Source organism: Roseobacter sp. N2S (assembly GCF_031454055.1).
Classification (GTDB): domain Bacteria; phylum Pseudomonadota; class Alphaproteobacteria; order Rhodobacterales; family Rhodobacteraceae; genus Amylibacter.
Map to the genome: position 1 here is coordinate 308,636 of NZ_JAVDQB010000005.1, position 15,111 is coordinate 323,746.

11 protein-coding genes are annotated in these 15,111 nt (G+C 53.8%); 7 read left to right on the forward strand and 4 right to left on the reverse strand.

What is annotated here, in order from left to right; translation table 11 throughout:
- Positions 1-4: 4 nt before the first annotated feature.
- A complete protein-coding gene (locus tag GGE09_RS14265; RefSeq protein WP_309746822.1) occupies positions 5-1,039 on the reverse strand; it encodes a TRAP transporter substrate-binding protein in 1,035 nt (344 codons plus the stop codon).
- Between the two features lie 140 nt (positions 1,040-1,179).
- Here GGE09_RS14265 and GGE09_RS14270 point away from each other — a divergent pair, with 140 nt between their 5' ends.
- The 3 genes from GGE09_RS14270 to GGE09_RS14280 all read left to right on the forward strand — a co-directional run bounded on the left by GGE09_RS14270 (position 1,180) and on the right by GGE09_RS14280 (position 4,888).
- Positions 1,180-2,217 carry a LacI family DNA-binding transcriptional regulator gene (locus GGE09_RS14270; RefSeq protein WP_309746823.1) on the forward strand — a complete coding sequence of 346 codons (1,038 nt, stop codon included), beginning with the start codon at positions 1,180-1,182 and terminating at the stop codon, positions 2,215-2,217.
- 539 nt (positions 2,218-2,756) lie between these two features.
- Positions 2,757-3,221 (forward strand): DUF393 domain-containing protein, encoded by a 465-nt coding sequence (locus tag GGE09_RS14275; RefSeq protein ID WP_309746824.1) that lies wholly within the window; start codon positions 2,757-2,759, stop codon positions 3,219-3,221.
- A complete protein-coding gene (locus GGE09_RS14280; protein ID WP_309746825.1) occupies positions 3,218-4,888 on the forward strand; it encodes a DUF4166 domain-containing protein in 1,671 nt (556 codons plus the stop codon). Before GGE09_RS14275 ends, GGE09_RS14280 begins: the two co-directional genes overlap by 4 nt.
- On the opposite strand, the gene GGE09_RS14285 is transcribed toward GGE09_RS14280, so the two are convergent.
- On the reverse strand, positions 4,885-5,442 hold the full coding sequence (locus GGE09_RS14285) for an NYN domain-containing protein (protein WP_309746826.1): 558 nt from the start codon (positions 5,440-5,442) through the stop codon (positions 4,885-4,887). The genes GGE09_RS14280 and GGE09_RS14285 overlap by 4 nt on opposite strands.
- 195 nt (positions 5,443-5,637) lie before the next feature.
- Here GGE09_RS14285 and GGE09_RS14290 point away from each other — a divergent pair, with 195 nt between their 5' ends.
- On the forward strand, positions 5,638-5,967 hold the full coding sequence (locus GGE09_RS14290; RefSeq protein ID WP_309746827.1) for a glutaredoxin domain-containing protein: 330 nt from the start codon (positions 5,638-5,640) through the stop codon (positions 5,965-5,967).
- 17 nt (positions 5,968-5,984) lie between these two features.
- Here GGE09_RS14290 and GGE09_RS14295 read toward each other — a convergent pair whose 3' ends face one another.
- The gene (locus tag GGE09_RS14295) at positions 5,985-6,623 is read right to left on the reverse strand and encodes a hemolysin III family protein (protein ID WP_309746828.1); all 639 of its coding nucleotides are present in this window, start codon (positions 6,621-6,623) and stop codon (positions 5,985-5,987) included.
- Positions 6,624-6,744: 121 nt separating this feature from the next.
- The gene (locus tag GGE09_RS14300) at positions 6,745-7,395 is read right to left on the reverse strand and encodes a pentapeptide repeat-containing protein (protein WP_309746829.1); all 651 of its coding nucleotides are present in this window, start codon (positions 7,393-7,395) and stop codon (positions 6,745-6,747) included.
- A gap of 330 nt (positions 7,396-7,725) precedes the next feature.
- Here GGE09_RS14300 and GGE09_RS14305 point away from each other — a divergent pair, with 330 nt between their 5' ends.
- The 3 genes from GGE09_RS14305 (at position 7,726) to tnpB (ending at position 14,123) form a co-directional block, all read left to right on the forward strand.
- Complete coding sequence (locus GGE09_RS14305; RefSeq protein WP_309746830.1) at positions 7,726-13,173, forward strand: Ig-like domain-containing protein; 5,448 nt, start codon at positions 7,726-7,728, stop codon at positions 13,171-13,173.
- A gap of 204 nt (positions 13,174-13,377) precedes the next feature.
- Entirely contained in the window at positions 13,378-13,776 is a 399-nt protein-coding gene (locus tag GGE09_RS14310; RefSeq protein WP_309746831.1) for a hypothetical protein, read from the forward strand.
- Positions 13,773-14,123 carry an IS66 family insertion sequence element accessory protein TnpB gene (tnpB, locus tag GGE09_RS14315; protein WP_309746832.1) on the forward strand — a complete coding sequence of 117 codons (351 nt, stop codon included), beginning with the start codon at positions 13,773-13,775 and terminating at the stop codon, positions 14,121-14,123. Before GGE09_RS14310 ends, tnpB begins: the two co-directional genes overlap by 4 nt.
- Positions 14,124-15,111 lie beyond the last annotated feature (988 nt).

Consider the following 15,111-nt stretch of genomic DNA (forward strand, 5'->3'; position numbering starts at 1 on the left):
CGGATCAGGAAATCGCCGCGATTTTTGCGTAAAGTTCGCCGTATTTTTCGCCAAAGCGTTCATCGACCAAAGCTTTAACCGAGGTGCGGAAGGCTTCGACATCCAGGCCTTCGTCCGGTCCAATCACCGTCATACCCAGATCCCGCAGGGCTTGGGTTTCTTCCTCCTCTTTGTCGAGGATCGCACTTGTGGCTTTTTGACGGGTCTCTTCGGCGGCTTTGGTAACAGCAGCTTTCTGATCGTCGCTCAGCGCTTGCCATGCGTCTTCGTTCATCACGACGACCTCTGCGTTGGACATATGGCCGGTCAGCATCAGATGGCTTTGGACTTCGTTCAATTTTACGGTCAGCACCACGTTAACCGGATTCTCCTGCCCCTGCACAACACCCGTGGCCAGCGCGGTAGGCACTTCGGACCAATCTACAGGCACGGCAACGGCACCCATGCCTTCAACGGCGGTGGTGTAAATCGGGAAAGGCACCGCGCGGATTTTGACGCCTGCCAGATCGGCGGGGGACAACACGGCCTTATTACAAGTCAGGTTCCGCCGGCCAAAGTAATGGGCGTAGATCACGCGCACATTGGCCGCAGCAATCAGACCCGCGTTCAATTCCTGCATCACAGGCGAATTTACGTCCGTCACCTTCATCAGGTGATCCACATCCCGATACAGATAGGGCGTATCAAGGGCTGCAAATGGTTCATACAGTGAACCGATCCCGCCCGCAGTGTTATGGGAAAACGCGATGCTGCCCAACGAAACCGCCTCGGCCAGTTCTTGCAGTTTACCAAGCTGGGAGGCGGGGAAAACTTGCACCGCAATATCACCACCCGATGCTTCGCCAAGGGCTTGTGCAAACCAATCGGCCTGCGCGCCAGCAACTGATGCCGGCTCGTTATTGTGGCCATACCGCAGGGTCACGGATTGCGCATTGGCTGCACGTGGCAACAGGGCCACAGCCCCCGCGGCAACACCCAGTGACAGGGCGCTGCGGCGTGTAAGGGCGGACATAGGTTTATTGGATTTCGTCAAAGTCATCATCACCTCCCATGATGTGTTTTGAGGTGAAACGTCACCCCGTCTTTGCTGTTCATTCAAGAAAACAAAAAGCTTGACGGAACCATATGGAACAGCCCACCATCCGTCAAACTGGATTAAATGATGGGTTTTGAGGTATTATGACGGATCAATCAAAGGCAAATGCCAGCATGGCGAATGTGGCAGAACAGGCCAATGTGTCTTTGGCGACCGTGGATCGGGTGTTAAATCGACGCAAAGGAGTAAAGCCGCGCACCGCGCAAAAGGTTTTGGCGACCGCATTAGAGTTGGGCTTTTTTTCGCAGGAGGAATTTGACAGCCATCACAGGGATCGCCCGCTTAACATCGCGGTTCTGTTGCCAGCGGGCACCAATCCCTATCTGCGAATGTTGGGGGAAAAAGTCCGCGCGCGGGCGGCAAAACCCAGCCGCGACAGCGCGAAGTTACGCTGCTTTTTTATCGAGAGTTTTGACGCAAACGCTTTGGCCGCCGCCCTGCGCCATCACGCCCATTGGGCCGACGGCATCGCCTTTATGGCCATCGACCACCCCACCGTGCGCGCAGCACTGGAAGAGGTGACCGCCGCAGGAACACGGGTTGTAACCATCATCACAGACCTGCCCCACCCCGCCCGCAGCGCCTATGTAGGGTTGGAAAACCAGATGGCAGGGCGCACGGCTGGCCTGTTGATGGGGCGGTTTTGCCGAGAACCCGCCGGCAGCGTGGCGCTGGTGGCTGGCAGTCGAAACTACCGCGCTCATTCCGAGCGAGAGGCGGGTTTTATGGCCTTGCTCGACGAAATGTTCCCCACCCTGCAGCTGGTGGGCCTGCGCGAGGGCCATGACAGCGCCGCCGAAAACTATCGCCACACCCTTGCGCTGATCGATCAGACACCTGATTTGGTGGGTGTCTATAACGTGGGCGGGGCCTCTGACGGTATTGCCCGTGCTTTGGTCGAGCGTGACAGGCGCGATCTGGTGTTTATCGGCCACGGGCTCACCCCTGACACGCGGCGCTTGTTGATCGACGGAACTATGGACACGGTGATTGATTCCGATCCGGAATCCATTCTGGACACGGCCATTCGACTGATCGAAAACCCGGACCACAACATCACGCCTTATGCTGTGAAAATGGACGTTTTCCTGAGGGAAAACCTGCCTCCGATGCAGTTGTAATGCGGCACACTCCAGATTTTGGCCTGTCATTTGTCATGACTTCTGCGATTCCTTTTTTGTGCGAACGGGCCATACCTGTAACCCGCAGGTGAAAACCCGCAAATGCGCCTAGATTCCCGCCTAAAATTCGGGCAGATTTGGTGACTGCAAAATGACCATCAATCACGTCCTGCCCAAGTTTTGCGCAACCGTCCATTATTGCGCATCAATTTAAACCTTTGCGCGCGTTGCATAGCTGCATTGCAGCATTATTCGTTGCTGCGATGCAGAAATTTCGGTTATACAGGGATCACAGACTATCATACTGGACCTTTCTCCTCCCAGAGATCCCAAGATGATTTCGCAACAGCTTTCACCTCCTCCCGAGAGCATGTTGCAACCTGAACGCGTTTGCGGCACCTCCTCCCGCTGCGAACCCTTCAAATAAGCGGTGCCCCCACCTCCCGGGGTCACCGCTTTTTTGTGTCTGGACCCCAGACCGTTATTCTGTGGCAACATGCGCCTTGGACTTTGGCACGGCCCTGCGCTAACGATTCCTTATGAACATGCTTAGCCCTCGTGATCCGTTTTCCTATCTGCAAGACCCATCGGTGCCGCCGTTTTCTGCGGGGGATGTGTTCACCGTGATGGATGCCCGTTGTTCGCTTTGTGCAAAAGGCGCAAGCTGGATTGCCCGCAACGACACCAAACAGGACTTCAGGATCGTGCCGCTGCAATCTGATCTCGGCAACGCATTGATGCGCCACTACGGGCTTGATCCTGCGGACCCCACCTCCTGGCTTTATCTTGAAGAAGGACGCGCCTACTCCTCGCTTGATGCCTATATTCGCGTGGGCCGGCGTTTGGGTGGTATTTGGCGCGGGCTTGGAGTGCTGCGCATACTGCCAACGGTCCTCCAAGACGTGATGTACCGCGCCGTTGCACGCAACCGCTATCGGCTGTTTGGAACCACCGACATGTGCAGCATGCCTGATGCCGAAGTGCAAAAACGGCTGGTGTTGTGAAACTTTTGCTTCTTGGCGGATATGGGGTATTTGGCGGGCGACTTGTTGAATTACTGCGGGACCTTGTAGACCTTGAAATCGTTATTTGCGGGCGCGATCAAGACCGCGCAACGGCATTTTGTGACGCCTTTCAGAGGCACGCACAGGTCAGGCCACTAGTGCTGGATCGTAAGGATATTGCCCAAGGGCTAAAGGCGCAGCAGCCTGATCTGGTGGTCGATGCATCAGGCCCGTTTCAGGATTACGGCGATGACCGCTACCACGTCATATCGGCCTGTATCACTGCCAAAGTAAACTACCTCGATTTTGCAGATGCGGCTGATTTCGTCTTTGGCGTGTCAGAATTTGACAGCGCCGCCAAAGCAGCAGGCGTCTATGTGTTATCTGGCGTCAGCAGCTTTCCGGTTCTTACCGCCGCCGTGCTGCGCCAAATGGCCAAGTCGATGGATATTGTGTCTGTGACTGGCGGTATTGCGCCTTCACCCTATGCAGGAATCGGGCTGAATGTGATGCGCGCGGTGGTCGGTTATGCGGGTGCGCCTGTTAAGCTGCACCGAAAAGGCGTGCAAATTCAGGCCGTCGGGTTGGCAGAAAGCATGCGGTATACCATTGCGGTGCCAGGTCGTTTACCACTGAACAACATCCACTTTTCGCTGGTGGATGTGCCCGATTTGCAAGTCCTTCCCCCCGAGCATCCAACCCTTAAAGACATCTGGATGGGCGCGGGTCCGGTGCCAGAACTGCTGCACCGCGTTCTAAACCTGTTGGCCAAGGCGCGAGCGGCATTGAAGCTGCCGTCTTTGGTGCCCCTGTCCGGCTTGTTTTACAAAGTTCTGAACCTGATGAGATTTGGCGAGCATCGCGGCGGGATGTTTGTGCATGCCCGTGGATTACACAACGGGCAAGCGGTCGAACAATCCTGGCATCTGCTGGCCGAGGGGGACGACGGGCCTTATATTCCATCCATGGCGATTGAAGCAATTATTCGCAAAACGTTGACCGGTATGCCTCCCGAAACCGGGGCCCGCCCTGCAACCCGCGCCCTTGATCTGTCTGATTACGAAACCCTGTTCAAAACCCGCACGATTTATGCAGGCATGCGCGAACAACAGTCCGAATGCGCCCCGCTGTATCGCCAGATTTTAGGCACGGCTTTTGACGGGCTTGCGACGCCTGTTCAGGCTTTGCATGACAGCACCAAAACCCGCCGCTGGACAGGCCAAGCCCATGTCCGACGCGGCACCAACTGGATTGCAAGAGCGATTGCAGCGGTGATTGGCTTTCCCAAAGCCGCGCCAGATGTCCCCGTTACCGTCACCCTTTCCCCCCTAGCGAAAGGAGAACTGTGGACGCGGAATTTCGGCGGTAAGATCTTTTCGTCGACGCAGCACAAGGGCAGCGGCAAGAATGAATATTTACTGGTTGAAACCTTCGGCATTCTCTCAGTCGCGCTGGCACTTGTGGTGGACGGAAACCGCCTTTTCCTGATCCCCCGCCGATGGTCCTGTTTGGGCATTCCCTTACCACGTGCGTTGCTGCCTTCGGGGCAAAGTTTTGAAACCACCCGCAATGGCAATTTCTGTTTTGATGTGGAAATCACCGCCCCTTTGATCGGGCGGATCGTGGCCTATCGTGGGGAATTGCGACAGGTGGATGAACCGCTTTAAAGCGCAGGTTCTTCCAGATCCAGCCACAGTTTACCTGCACGGTATCCGCCGCGCATCAGATGGCCTGCGCGTTCCACCTCTGGATATTTCCCGATCCAGTCTCGGAACCGGTCGTTGGTCACGATTTGGGCGTCCAAATCCCGCGCGGCGGTCAAAATAAGCGGATCAGCGGGGCTGCCTTTGGGCACTACCATCACGCGATCTTTTGGGAGTCCCAAAAGCCGCGCCAAGGTCCTATCGTTCAGGAATTTACCATGCAGCTTATACCCGACATTTGCATCAAAAACCACGCCGGGCGTATAGCCCTGTTTGGTTAAATAAGTGTTCAATTCCAGCACCGTTTCAAGCTTGGGCGTGCCGCCATTCCAGTGCATCACATTTGATCCATCTACCACGACCCAGCGCTGCGGAATATTCTGGCCAAATTGGATGTTCTGGCGTTCAGGGCCATCCCGACGTTTAGGCAGTGGGGCAGTTAAAAGCAGGTAGATACTGGCAAGAGCACAGGGACCTGCCAGCAGGATCAATCCCGAGAATTCGGGACTAAACGCCAAGCCAACCCCTATAAGGGAGAGAAACAAAAGAACAAAAGGTGCAACCATAGGGTGATCCTACTGCGCGAGAAATTGAAAGCCAAGCGGCGATCATGCGACCCTGCGCGGGCGGACCTTCCCAGCCTGCGCCGCAAACTCGCTTGCATTCAAGGGGCGTTACATGGGAGTAAAACACGACCATCACAGGAGCGCGACATGATTATCTATGGTTTGGACACCTGCCCCCTTTGCCAGAAAGCCCGCAAATCTCTTACGGCGGATGGAAAGGATTTCACCTTTCGCGATGTCCGCGCTGATCCGTTAAGTGAATCCGAACTGGCAGAGTTATTAGCAGAGTTCGGGGATAATCTGGTTGATCGCACGTCAAACGACTATCGCGGACTGAGCGACTGGTTAAAACATTCTGACGCAGAGGCGCAAATTGCCGCAAAACCTAAAGTGATGGCCCGCCCGGTCCTTCGCGACGGTGACCGGTTTTTCCTAGGCTGGGATGACGCGATTCAGGCCGCTTTGGCAGCTGAATAAAAGCGCCACGCAGGACTTCAGAACACAGCAATCCAAATGCCTGCGAACATGAACATAGCCCCAAAACTGACCCATGAATGCCAGATGGAATAGCGGTAAGGCAGTGTCTTGCGCACATAAAACATGGTCCCGATCACGTAACATGCAGCCCCCGCAAGGATGCACCACAGGGTCACAACCGACACGCCTGTCAAATCCGGCAAAGCACACAGACCGATCGCGCCCAACCCTAGATAAGAAGCCGTGGACCATTTCGATTTAACCGTGCCATCGGTGAACTTCTTCCAGATCGCCACAAAGGTCAGCAACCAACACACCCCAAGCAGGGTCAGCGTCCAAGGGGTGTCTGCCAACACAAAAAACGGTGTGAAAGTGCCTGAAATACTGGGATAAATCGCAGCGTGATCCATGCGGCGCAGCAAAACGCGATGATCCTGCAGCGGCGCGAAATGATAGGCCCAAGACGCCAAATTAGAAGCCAGCGCGCAGATCACATAGACCACAACGGCAACAACCAACTTGGGTTCCAACAGCTCTGCCGCTTTGAAAATCAGCGCGTAGCCTGCGGCTAAAATCAAAACAAGCCCGACGAAATGCACAGTCATATCGGCGGCGCGGTGGGAAGAAATCTGGCTGGGATAGGTCGTGAGGGTCATTTTCATTTGGCGCCTGAATATTGCAGTTCAACACAATAAAGCCGCCACAGTTTGAAGTCTATAAGCAACAGGGTTTGCCTTACGGCACCCACGTGATTTGACGCAGGCCTTTGACGCGGCCCTATTGGACAAACAACCCCAACTGCCCCAAAAGATCAGCCGCTTGGCGCTTGGAAATCAGCGCACCTTTGAACCGTCTGGCATCCCCCAGTTTAATCCCGCCCAAGTCTGCGCCACGCAGGTCTGCCTGCTCAAACCGACATCCCGTCAAATTTGCATCCCGCAACGAGCAATCTTCAAACACCGTTTCGCGAAAATCACAGGAGCGTAAATCCGCCTCGCTGAAATCAACGCCATTAAGGGTTGTTTTGCGAAACGAAAGACCTGGCAACAAGGCCAAGCCGAACAAAACTTCGGTTAATTCAAGCCCGATCGCGCGAGTTTCGGACAGGTCTGCGCCGATCATCTTGCATCCTTTGATCTTCATCGCAGCCAATGTTGCCCCGCGAAAAGACGTGTTGTTGAAATCCCCACCAGCGATCTGCGCTTCTGTGCAGATGGCGCTGACGAAACTCGCGCCTGCGGCCCTGCATCCGGTAAAAACCGCCCGTTCCAAAAGCGCACCTTTGAACAAAGCCCCGCCCAGATTGCATTTCTCAAACCGCCAATCCGCCAAATCAAGCCGCGCCAGATTCAAGCCCTGAAGATCACAATTCTGCAACACCGCCGCCCTGCCCGATTTTGCAAGCTCTGCAACCATAGGGGACGTCATTTTCTGGCCTGAAAGCTGTTGTGGGGCTGCATGATCCATAGCCCAGATCTGCCACTCGCACCCGTCAACTTCAAGAGCAGAGGCCAGCAAAACAGGTTCTACCCCAAAGCCAACCCGAAATCAGTGGATTGCAGACCTGCAACACTGGCATTTTAGCTCGTTCAAAGGTCATTTTTTAGGCAACTAGTTGTTGAAACGGAAAGTCATTTCGCGCATTCTGTTAAAAACGGCAGATCCTGAAAATCTGGCTGGCTGAATTTACGCGAGCCGTGGTTTTTCAAAGGGTTTTCAAAATGAATTCAGGCATCTTTTCTATTTGATAGGTACACAATGACCGCGACGAACAATGACGATCTCATCACGAATGCAACTTCACTGGAACCCGTCAACGTAGACGGGCTCGACGGGAGTGACTCAATCATTGGTAGCGAATTTGACGACACCCTGTCCGGATCAAAGGGACGGGATCGCATTTCAGGACTTGGCGGCGATGATTTTCTGGATGGCGGCTTTGGCAAAGACGTTCTGATCGGCGGCGCTGGCAATGACTCGGTGCTCGGTGGGATAAATGATGATGAACTTGACGGTGGGCTTGGCGATGACACTCTGGACGGTGGCGCTGGCGTGGACCACCTGTTTGGCCGCATTGGCGATGACCACCTGTTCGGGGGGCGCGGCGCGGATGTGTTAAATGGCGGTTCCGGGGATGATCAATTGTTCGGCGGCATTGGCGCGGATGTGATCAATTCCGGCAGCGGCAATGACTTTGTCGTTGGTGGTTGGGGGGCGGATGAACTCTATGGCCACTCTGGCAACGACAGCATTCGCGGCGGCAAAGGCAAAGATCAAATTAGCGGCGGTTCCGGAGACGACACAATTATCGGTGGCCAGGACAATGACACGCTGTTCGGGGGGAATGGCACAGACACAGCTGTATTTAACGGCTCGCTGCATGATTATTCATGGTCTGTATCCGGAAACACGGTCACCGTAACAGACAACAGCACCAGAAACGGGGATTCCGGTCAAGATACGCTGAAGGGTTTCGAAGTACTTCAGTTCAACGACGGTGTCATCTACTTGGGCGGGGTCAATAACGTCCCCTTGCTGTCTGGCAACGACACCTCCGTAACCGAAGATGCATCTGTATCGTTTAACTTAACGGCGACAGATTTTGACGGCGACAATCTAGTGTTTAGCGGGTTCACCTACACTGGTGCGGGCCTTATTTCGGTCGGCGCAATGCTTCCGGGCTCGTTAGGCGGGTTTTCCACATTGACCGCCAACTTCACATTCTCAACGAATAGCGGGTTTGACAGCCTTGAGGTTGGCGAGACTGCAATCGAACAGGTGACTTTCACCTTCTCGGACGGGAATGGCGGCGTTGTCAGCCACACCGTTGACATCACAGTCACAGGTGTGAACGATGCACCTGTAGCGCAGGCAGGCACAGCCTCGGGTGATGAGGATACGGTTATTTCAGGGTCTGTTGCAGCTACAGATGTGGATCTGGACGGTCTGACTTTTGCGCTGGAAACCGATGGCACCAACGGCACAGTTCTGATGAACGCCAACGGAAGCTACACTTATACGCCTGCGACGGATTTCAATGGGTCGGACAGCTTTACCTATACCGTCAGTGACGGGAACGGTGGCACCGATACACAGACAGTCACCATCACTGTAGATGCCGTCAACGATACGCCTGTGGCGCAGGCAGGTACAGCCTCGGGTGATGAGGACACGGTTATTTCAGGGTCCGTTGCGGCTACAGATGTGGATCTGGACGGTCTGACTTTTGCGCTGGAAACCGATGGCACCAACGGCACAGTTCTGATGAACGCCAACGGAAGCTACACCTACACGCCCGCAGCGGATTTCAACGGGTCGGACAGCTTTACCTATACCGTCAGTGACGGGAACGGTGGCACTGACACACAGACGGTCACCATCACTGTGGATGCCGTCAACGATGCGCCTGTGGCGCAGGCGGGTACAGCCTCGGGTGATGAGGATACGGTTATTTCAGGGTCCGTTGCGGCTACAGATGTGGATCTGGACGGTCTGACTTTTGCGCTGGAAACCGATGGCACCAACGGCACAGTTCTGATGAACGCCAACGGAAGCTACACCTACACGCCCGCAGCGGATTTCAACGGGTCGGACAGCTTTACCTATACCGTCAGTGACGGGAACGGTGGCACTGACACACAGACGGTCACCATCACTGTGGATGCCGTCAACGATGCGCCTGTGGCGCAGGCGGGTACAGCCTCGGGTGATGAGGATACGGTTATTTCAGGGTCCGTTGCGGCTACAGATGTGGATCTGGACGGTCTGACTTTTGCGCTGGAAACCGATGGCACCAACGGCACAGTTCTGATGAACGCCAACGGAAGCTACACCTATACGCCCGCAACGGATTTCAACGGGTCGGACAGCTTTACCTATACCGTCAGTGACGGGAACGGTGGCACTGACACACAGACGGTCACCATTACCATAGATGCGGTCAACGATGCGCCTGTGGCACAGGCCGCGACGGTCACAGGGGATGAGGATACGGTTATTTCCGGGTCTGTTGCAGCCACAGATGTGGATCTGGACGGTCTGACTTTTGCGCTGGAAACCGATGGCACCAACGGCACGGTTCTGATGAACGCCAACGGAAGCTACACCTATACGCCCGCAACGGATTTCAACGGGTCGGACAGCTTTACCTATACCGTCAGTGACGGGAACGGTGGCACTGATACACAGACAGTCACCATCACTGTAGATGCCGTCAACGATACGCCTGTGGCGCAGGCGGGCACAGCCTCGGGTGATGAGGATACGGTTATTTCAGGGTCTGTTGCGGCTACAGATGTGGATCTGGACGGTCTGACTTTTGCGCTGGAAACCGATGGCACCAACGGCACAGTTCTGATGAACGCCAACGGAAGCTACACCTATACGCCCGCAGCGGATTTCAACGGGTCGGACAGCTTTACCTATACCGTCAGTGACGGGAACGGTGGCACCGATACACAGACAGTCACCATCACTGTAGATGCCGTTAACGATGCGCCTGTGGCACAGGCCGCGACGGTCACAGGGGATGAGGATACGATAATTTCAGGGACTGTCGTCGCGACGGATGTTGAAGGGGACAGCCTGACCTATAGTCTGGTCACAGACGGGACCAACGGGTCGGTCGCCTTGCGCGCTGACGGGTCCTACGCCTATACGCCTTCGTCAAATTTCAATGGCACGGACAGTTTTACCTTTTCGGTCAGCGATGGAAATGGCGGCACGGATACACAGACGATTTCCATCACTGTGGATGCGGTTAACGACGCGCCTGTTGCTCTGACCGTTGAAGGGAACTTGCTTGAAGACGGCGCACTGAATGCCAATTTGGTGGCGACCGATATTGACGGTGACACCCTGACATTTACCCTGCAAAGCAGCACCTCGAACGGAACACTGACCCTTGCTACCGACGGCAGCTACACCTATACGCCAGCGGCAGATTTCAACGGGTCCGACAGCTTTACCTATACTGTCAGTGACGGCAACGGCGCCACAGACACGCAAACAGTATTATTGTCAGTCGGCAGCGTGAATGATGCGCCTGTTGTCGTCTCTACCATCCCCGGCCTGTCCGTGGACGAAGCAGACGGGCTTGCGACAATCAACCTGAACCCTTATGTGTCCGATATTGAAACAAGCCAGTTGAGCTTCTCGTTTGTCGGGCTTGTGGACTCGACAACGGGCCGTTCGGTGCCGATTGGTGTGTCCTTCATGGATGGCGTCGCCAGCTTTAATCCCAGCGAATTGGACCTGGCTTTGGGTCAGTCCCTGAACGGAACCCTGACCTTCAGGGCCGATGACGGCAGTGGCGCGACAAACAGCGGCGTCACCTTCTCCATCGAACTGGATGTCTTGGGCTCGGATGATCCAACGCCCGTTAATACAAACACCGCACCCGTGGCCAGCGACCTTTCTGTCACTAAAGGTGACATTGACCCGATCGTGATCGACCTGAATGAACTGGTCAGTGATGCAGACGCCGGCGACACGCTGACGTTTGGAAATATCGTCATCTCGGGCAGCGGTCGCAGTGAAACGGTGGTCTTTTCCCTTGAGAACGGCATTCTGACAATTGACCCTGCCCAGTTCAACATCGAACCTGACGAAGTAACCGGCATTGCCCCTGAGGTAGAGCTTGAGATTTCCTATGTTGTGAATGACGGAAGCGGCAAGGCGAATAACACGGATACAGGAACCATCAGCCTGACAATCGAAGACGGCGCAGGCCCTGTTGTGACGCCGCCAACCCCGAACACACAACCCGTTTTCACCGATGATACGATCACCTTGACCCCGACCAATCAGGACATTCTTATTGACCTGAGCGAACTGGCCTCTGACGCTGATCTGGACGATCTGACCTTCACGGTGACTTTCTCCAGCGGGACGGAACTCGGCTTTTCTGTGAACGGATCCATTCTGCGCATCCCCTATACGGATTCAGACATCCTTGGTCTTGGCGCGTCGGATTCGATCACAACCATTTTTGAGGTGACTGTAGACGACGGCACAGGCGCGATTAACGCAACATCCGTTGGGAATGTGACGCTTGAACTGAACGGCCCATATGAGCCGACGGCAACGACAAACAACGCCCCAACTGTGACAACGCCCCTTTACGGGATTGAAATTTCCGGAACCGAATATGATCTTGTGACCTATGCGGATAATGGCGGACTAGAACTGTCGGAAACGGATCGGGAACTTATAACGAATCCAATCTTCTCCATTGATCTGGACGACTTCACCTCTGATTCAGACGGCGGTGATATTCTGTCATTCTCGGATATAAGCGTGGATATTGGCCTGAACGAAGAAACAGGCGAAGCCATTTCCGTCTCCTATGTCTTTGACGCCGTGGAAAACACTGTCAGCTTTGACGTCACTGATCTTGGGCTGGCAGACGGGGAAGAAACTCCGGTGAATATCAACTTCACCGTCACGGATGATTCAGGGGAGGCAAACGACACAACCCTTGGCAAAATTACCATCGCCGCATCCGATCCGGTCGCGCCTGTGGTCGGGCCTACAACCTTTGATTTTGAAGAGTATTCTCCAGCAGATGGCAACTCCGTTTCCATAGACGGCGTAGACGGGTTTTTGTTCGTCGGAACCAGCAGTGTAATCGAGACAGACGAAGGCTCGGGCGATCCACTACGCCCCTTCCCTGAAGGCCTGACGAATGGTCAAACCACAACGGACGGGGATAACGTTCTAATCGTAAATGACGATATCGGGGGTGACCCGTTTGCGATCTATAGCGAAGACACAACGCAACGGATCTCTAACGACCCAACCGCTGTTACCGGCTTTGCCCCACCTAACCAAACCTTTGAAACCCTTGGCGGGCAAGACAGTTTCGGCTACGGGACCAACTTCAATCTGGAAGGCATATCTCTGAACCCGTCTGCTTCGGATGGGGTAACAATCACGCTGGTGTCTTACCGCGTTGTTTTGATTGAGACTCCCATCAATGCCTCATTCAGCAGCTACACCGCCGACTATGAGGAGGTGGATTCATTCGAATTTATCCTCGACGCCTCGACCGGAGCTTTGGTGATTGATTTCGGCACAGCCGCCTATGACGATCCACTGGCCGAGTATGACAGCAAATTTGATGACATCTCTGCCTTTGAAATCTACGCAAGCGATGGGTCAAAGGTGGTGGTTGATGATATGATAATTGATCACTCAGAGGTCTGATCCAAACTAAAGGCCCACGTCTGACGGCGCGGGCCTTTAAAATCATCTTCTTGAATTGACGGATCAAAAAAGGGGCACCCAAAAGGTGCCCCAATTTTTTTGGGATACCTGCCGTAAGCGTTGTTACTAGCCCCCCATTTGCCATCTAACCATCCTTGAGCCTCCAGTGGTATTTTGGGCCCTGACAATCAGCAGGAGGTGATTATGGCGGAAAATGAAATTTGGGGGTTCGCTATTAGGAAAGCCCCTTCCGGTAGGAATATTTGGCCCAACGACTTGAAGAGAGAAGTCACGCGACGCATTCGTGAAGAAGGAGAGTCACCGGGTGATGTCGCAGCGGCGATAGGAGCGCATGAATGTCTAGTACGAAAGTGGTGGGTGGCTGATCGACGACAACGAGGCGAGAAGGTCACTGTAGAAGGCCCTGCATTTGCAGAACTAAACGTTGAAAGAGACATTCCTGCGCCCAAGGTTTCGGCACCTGCAAGCTCGCACAACGATATGGGTCGTATTCATTGCGGAACTATGTTCATTGAATTTCCTCTGGGGATATCAGAGAGTGATCTCATAAAGCTGGTGCGGGCAGCGGAGGGGTTACAATGATAACGCCTTCAAGCATTTATAAGAGTTATCTCGCCACGGCACCAGTCGACTTTCGAAAGGGCATGGATGGATTGGCCAATTACGTTCTCAGCAATTTCGACCTTGATCCCCTCTCTGGGGCATTCTTCGTCTTCAGATCAAAAGGGCGCGACAAAATCAAGATATTGATGTGGGATGGCACAGGCCTTGTGATGGTCTACAAACGCATTGAGGGAACAGGGTTCGTTTGGCCAAAGCTAAGCGAAGGTACTATTTCAATGACAAAAGCCCAATTCGAAGCTTTGTTTGAAGGATTAGACTGGCGGCGCGTCGAGACTGCAAATTATCATCACCCTAAAATGGCCTGATGGAATACTCTGAAATATCTTGCCAAATTTGATACCAATAGGCGGGCACACAAACACCCCAGAAGCCAGAATCGGCAAGTGCCGAATCATGACGAAAGCAAGGTATTACGGGATTATTTATTTTTTGCTTCGGACGAATTTTGGCTAAGTGGTTAAAAAATATGCACTATTTTTCACGCAAAATATCAACGGTAGTTGCATTGTCAGGCCCAATTGCGTTTCCTGAATATTTCTTCAGTAAACGCCTTTAGCTGTTGTAGAGCCGGAATTTAGCCTCCATCCAATTTCCCGCCCGATTTCAAACGGGCGGGAATGAGCGAAGTTCGCTCCTTGTTTAGGATGGAGGGCGCAGTCTGTTGCTGCTTCTGGCTATATGACCGACACGTTCAAAAAACTGAAGGGAGACATCTTGGTCTCAGCTGGGTCAGACGGTCCACAGCTCGTTGGGCGCGTTGAAGCACTTCGGTCAGATACGGAGTCTAAGATTGCCGCGCTTCGCAGCGGACTCGACAAAGCAAATGCTATCATTCGGATTAAAAACTCAGAGATACGCGAACTCAAAGGACAGGTCGCCAAACTTAACAAAATGAAGTTTGGGGCAAGTTCGGACCAAAACCCAGATAAGGGTAAGGAAACGATGGGCGCTAAAACAAAGCCTACTTCATCTCCCGGGAACACTCCGCCGGAAGTTTCGAAAAAGAAAAGTGATATAGGGTCCGAGAACCAACCGACACAAAGATCGCCGACACCTCGCAATCGTAAAGGGCGCGGTAAAAGAGACTGGTCTGAACAAATAGAAAGACGTCAAATTTACATGGGCACTTCAGATAGGAAATGTCCTTGCGGGTGCGGTGGCTCGATACGGGGATATGACCTCAATGAAACTCTGGAAGGGTAATCCCCCCTAAAATTAGTGGTGTTCAAAAGTAGAATTTTCTCGGCAAGGTATCTGAGGAGATTTACGATGAAGAACGGACGATTTAGCTTC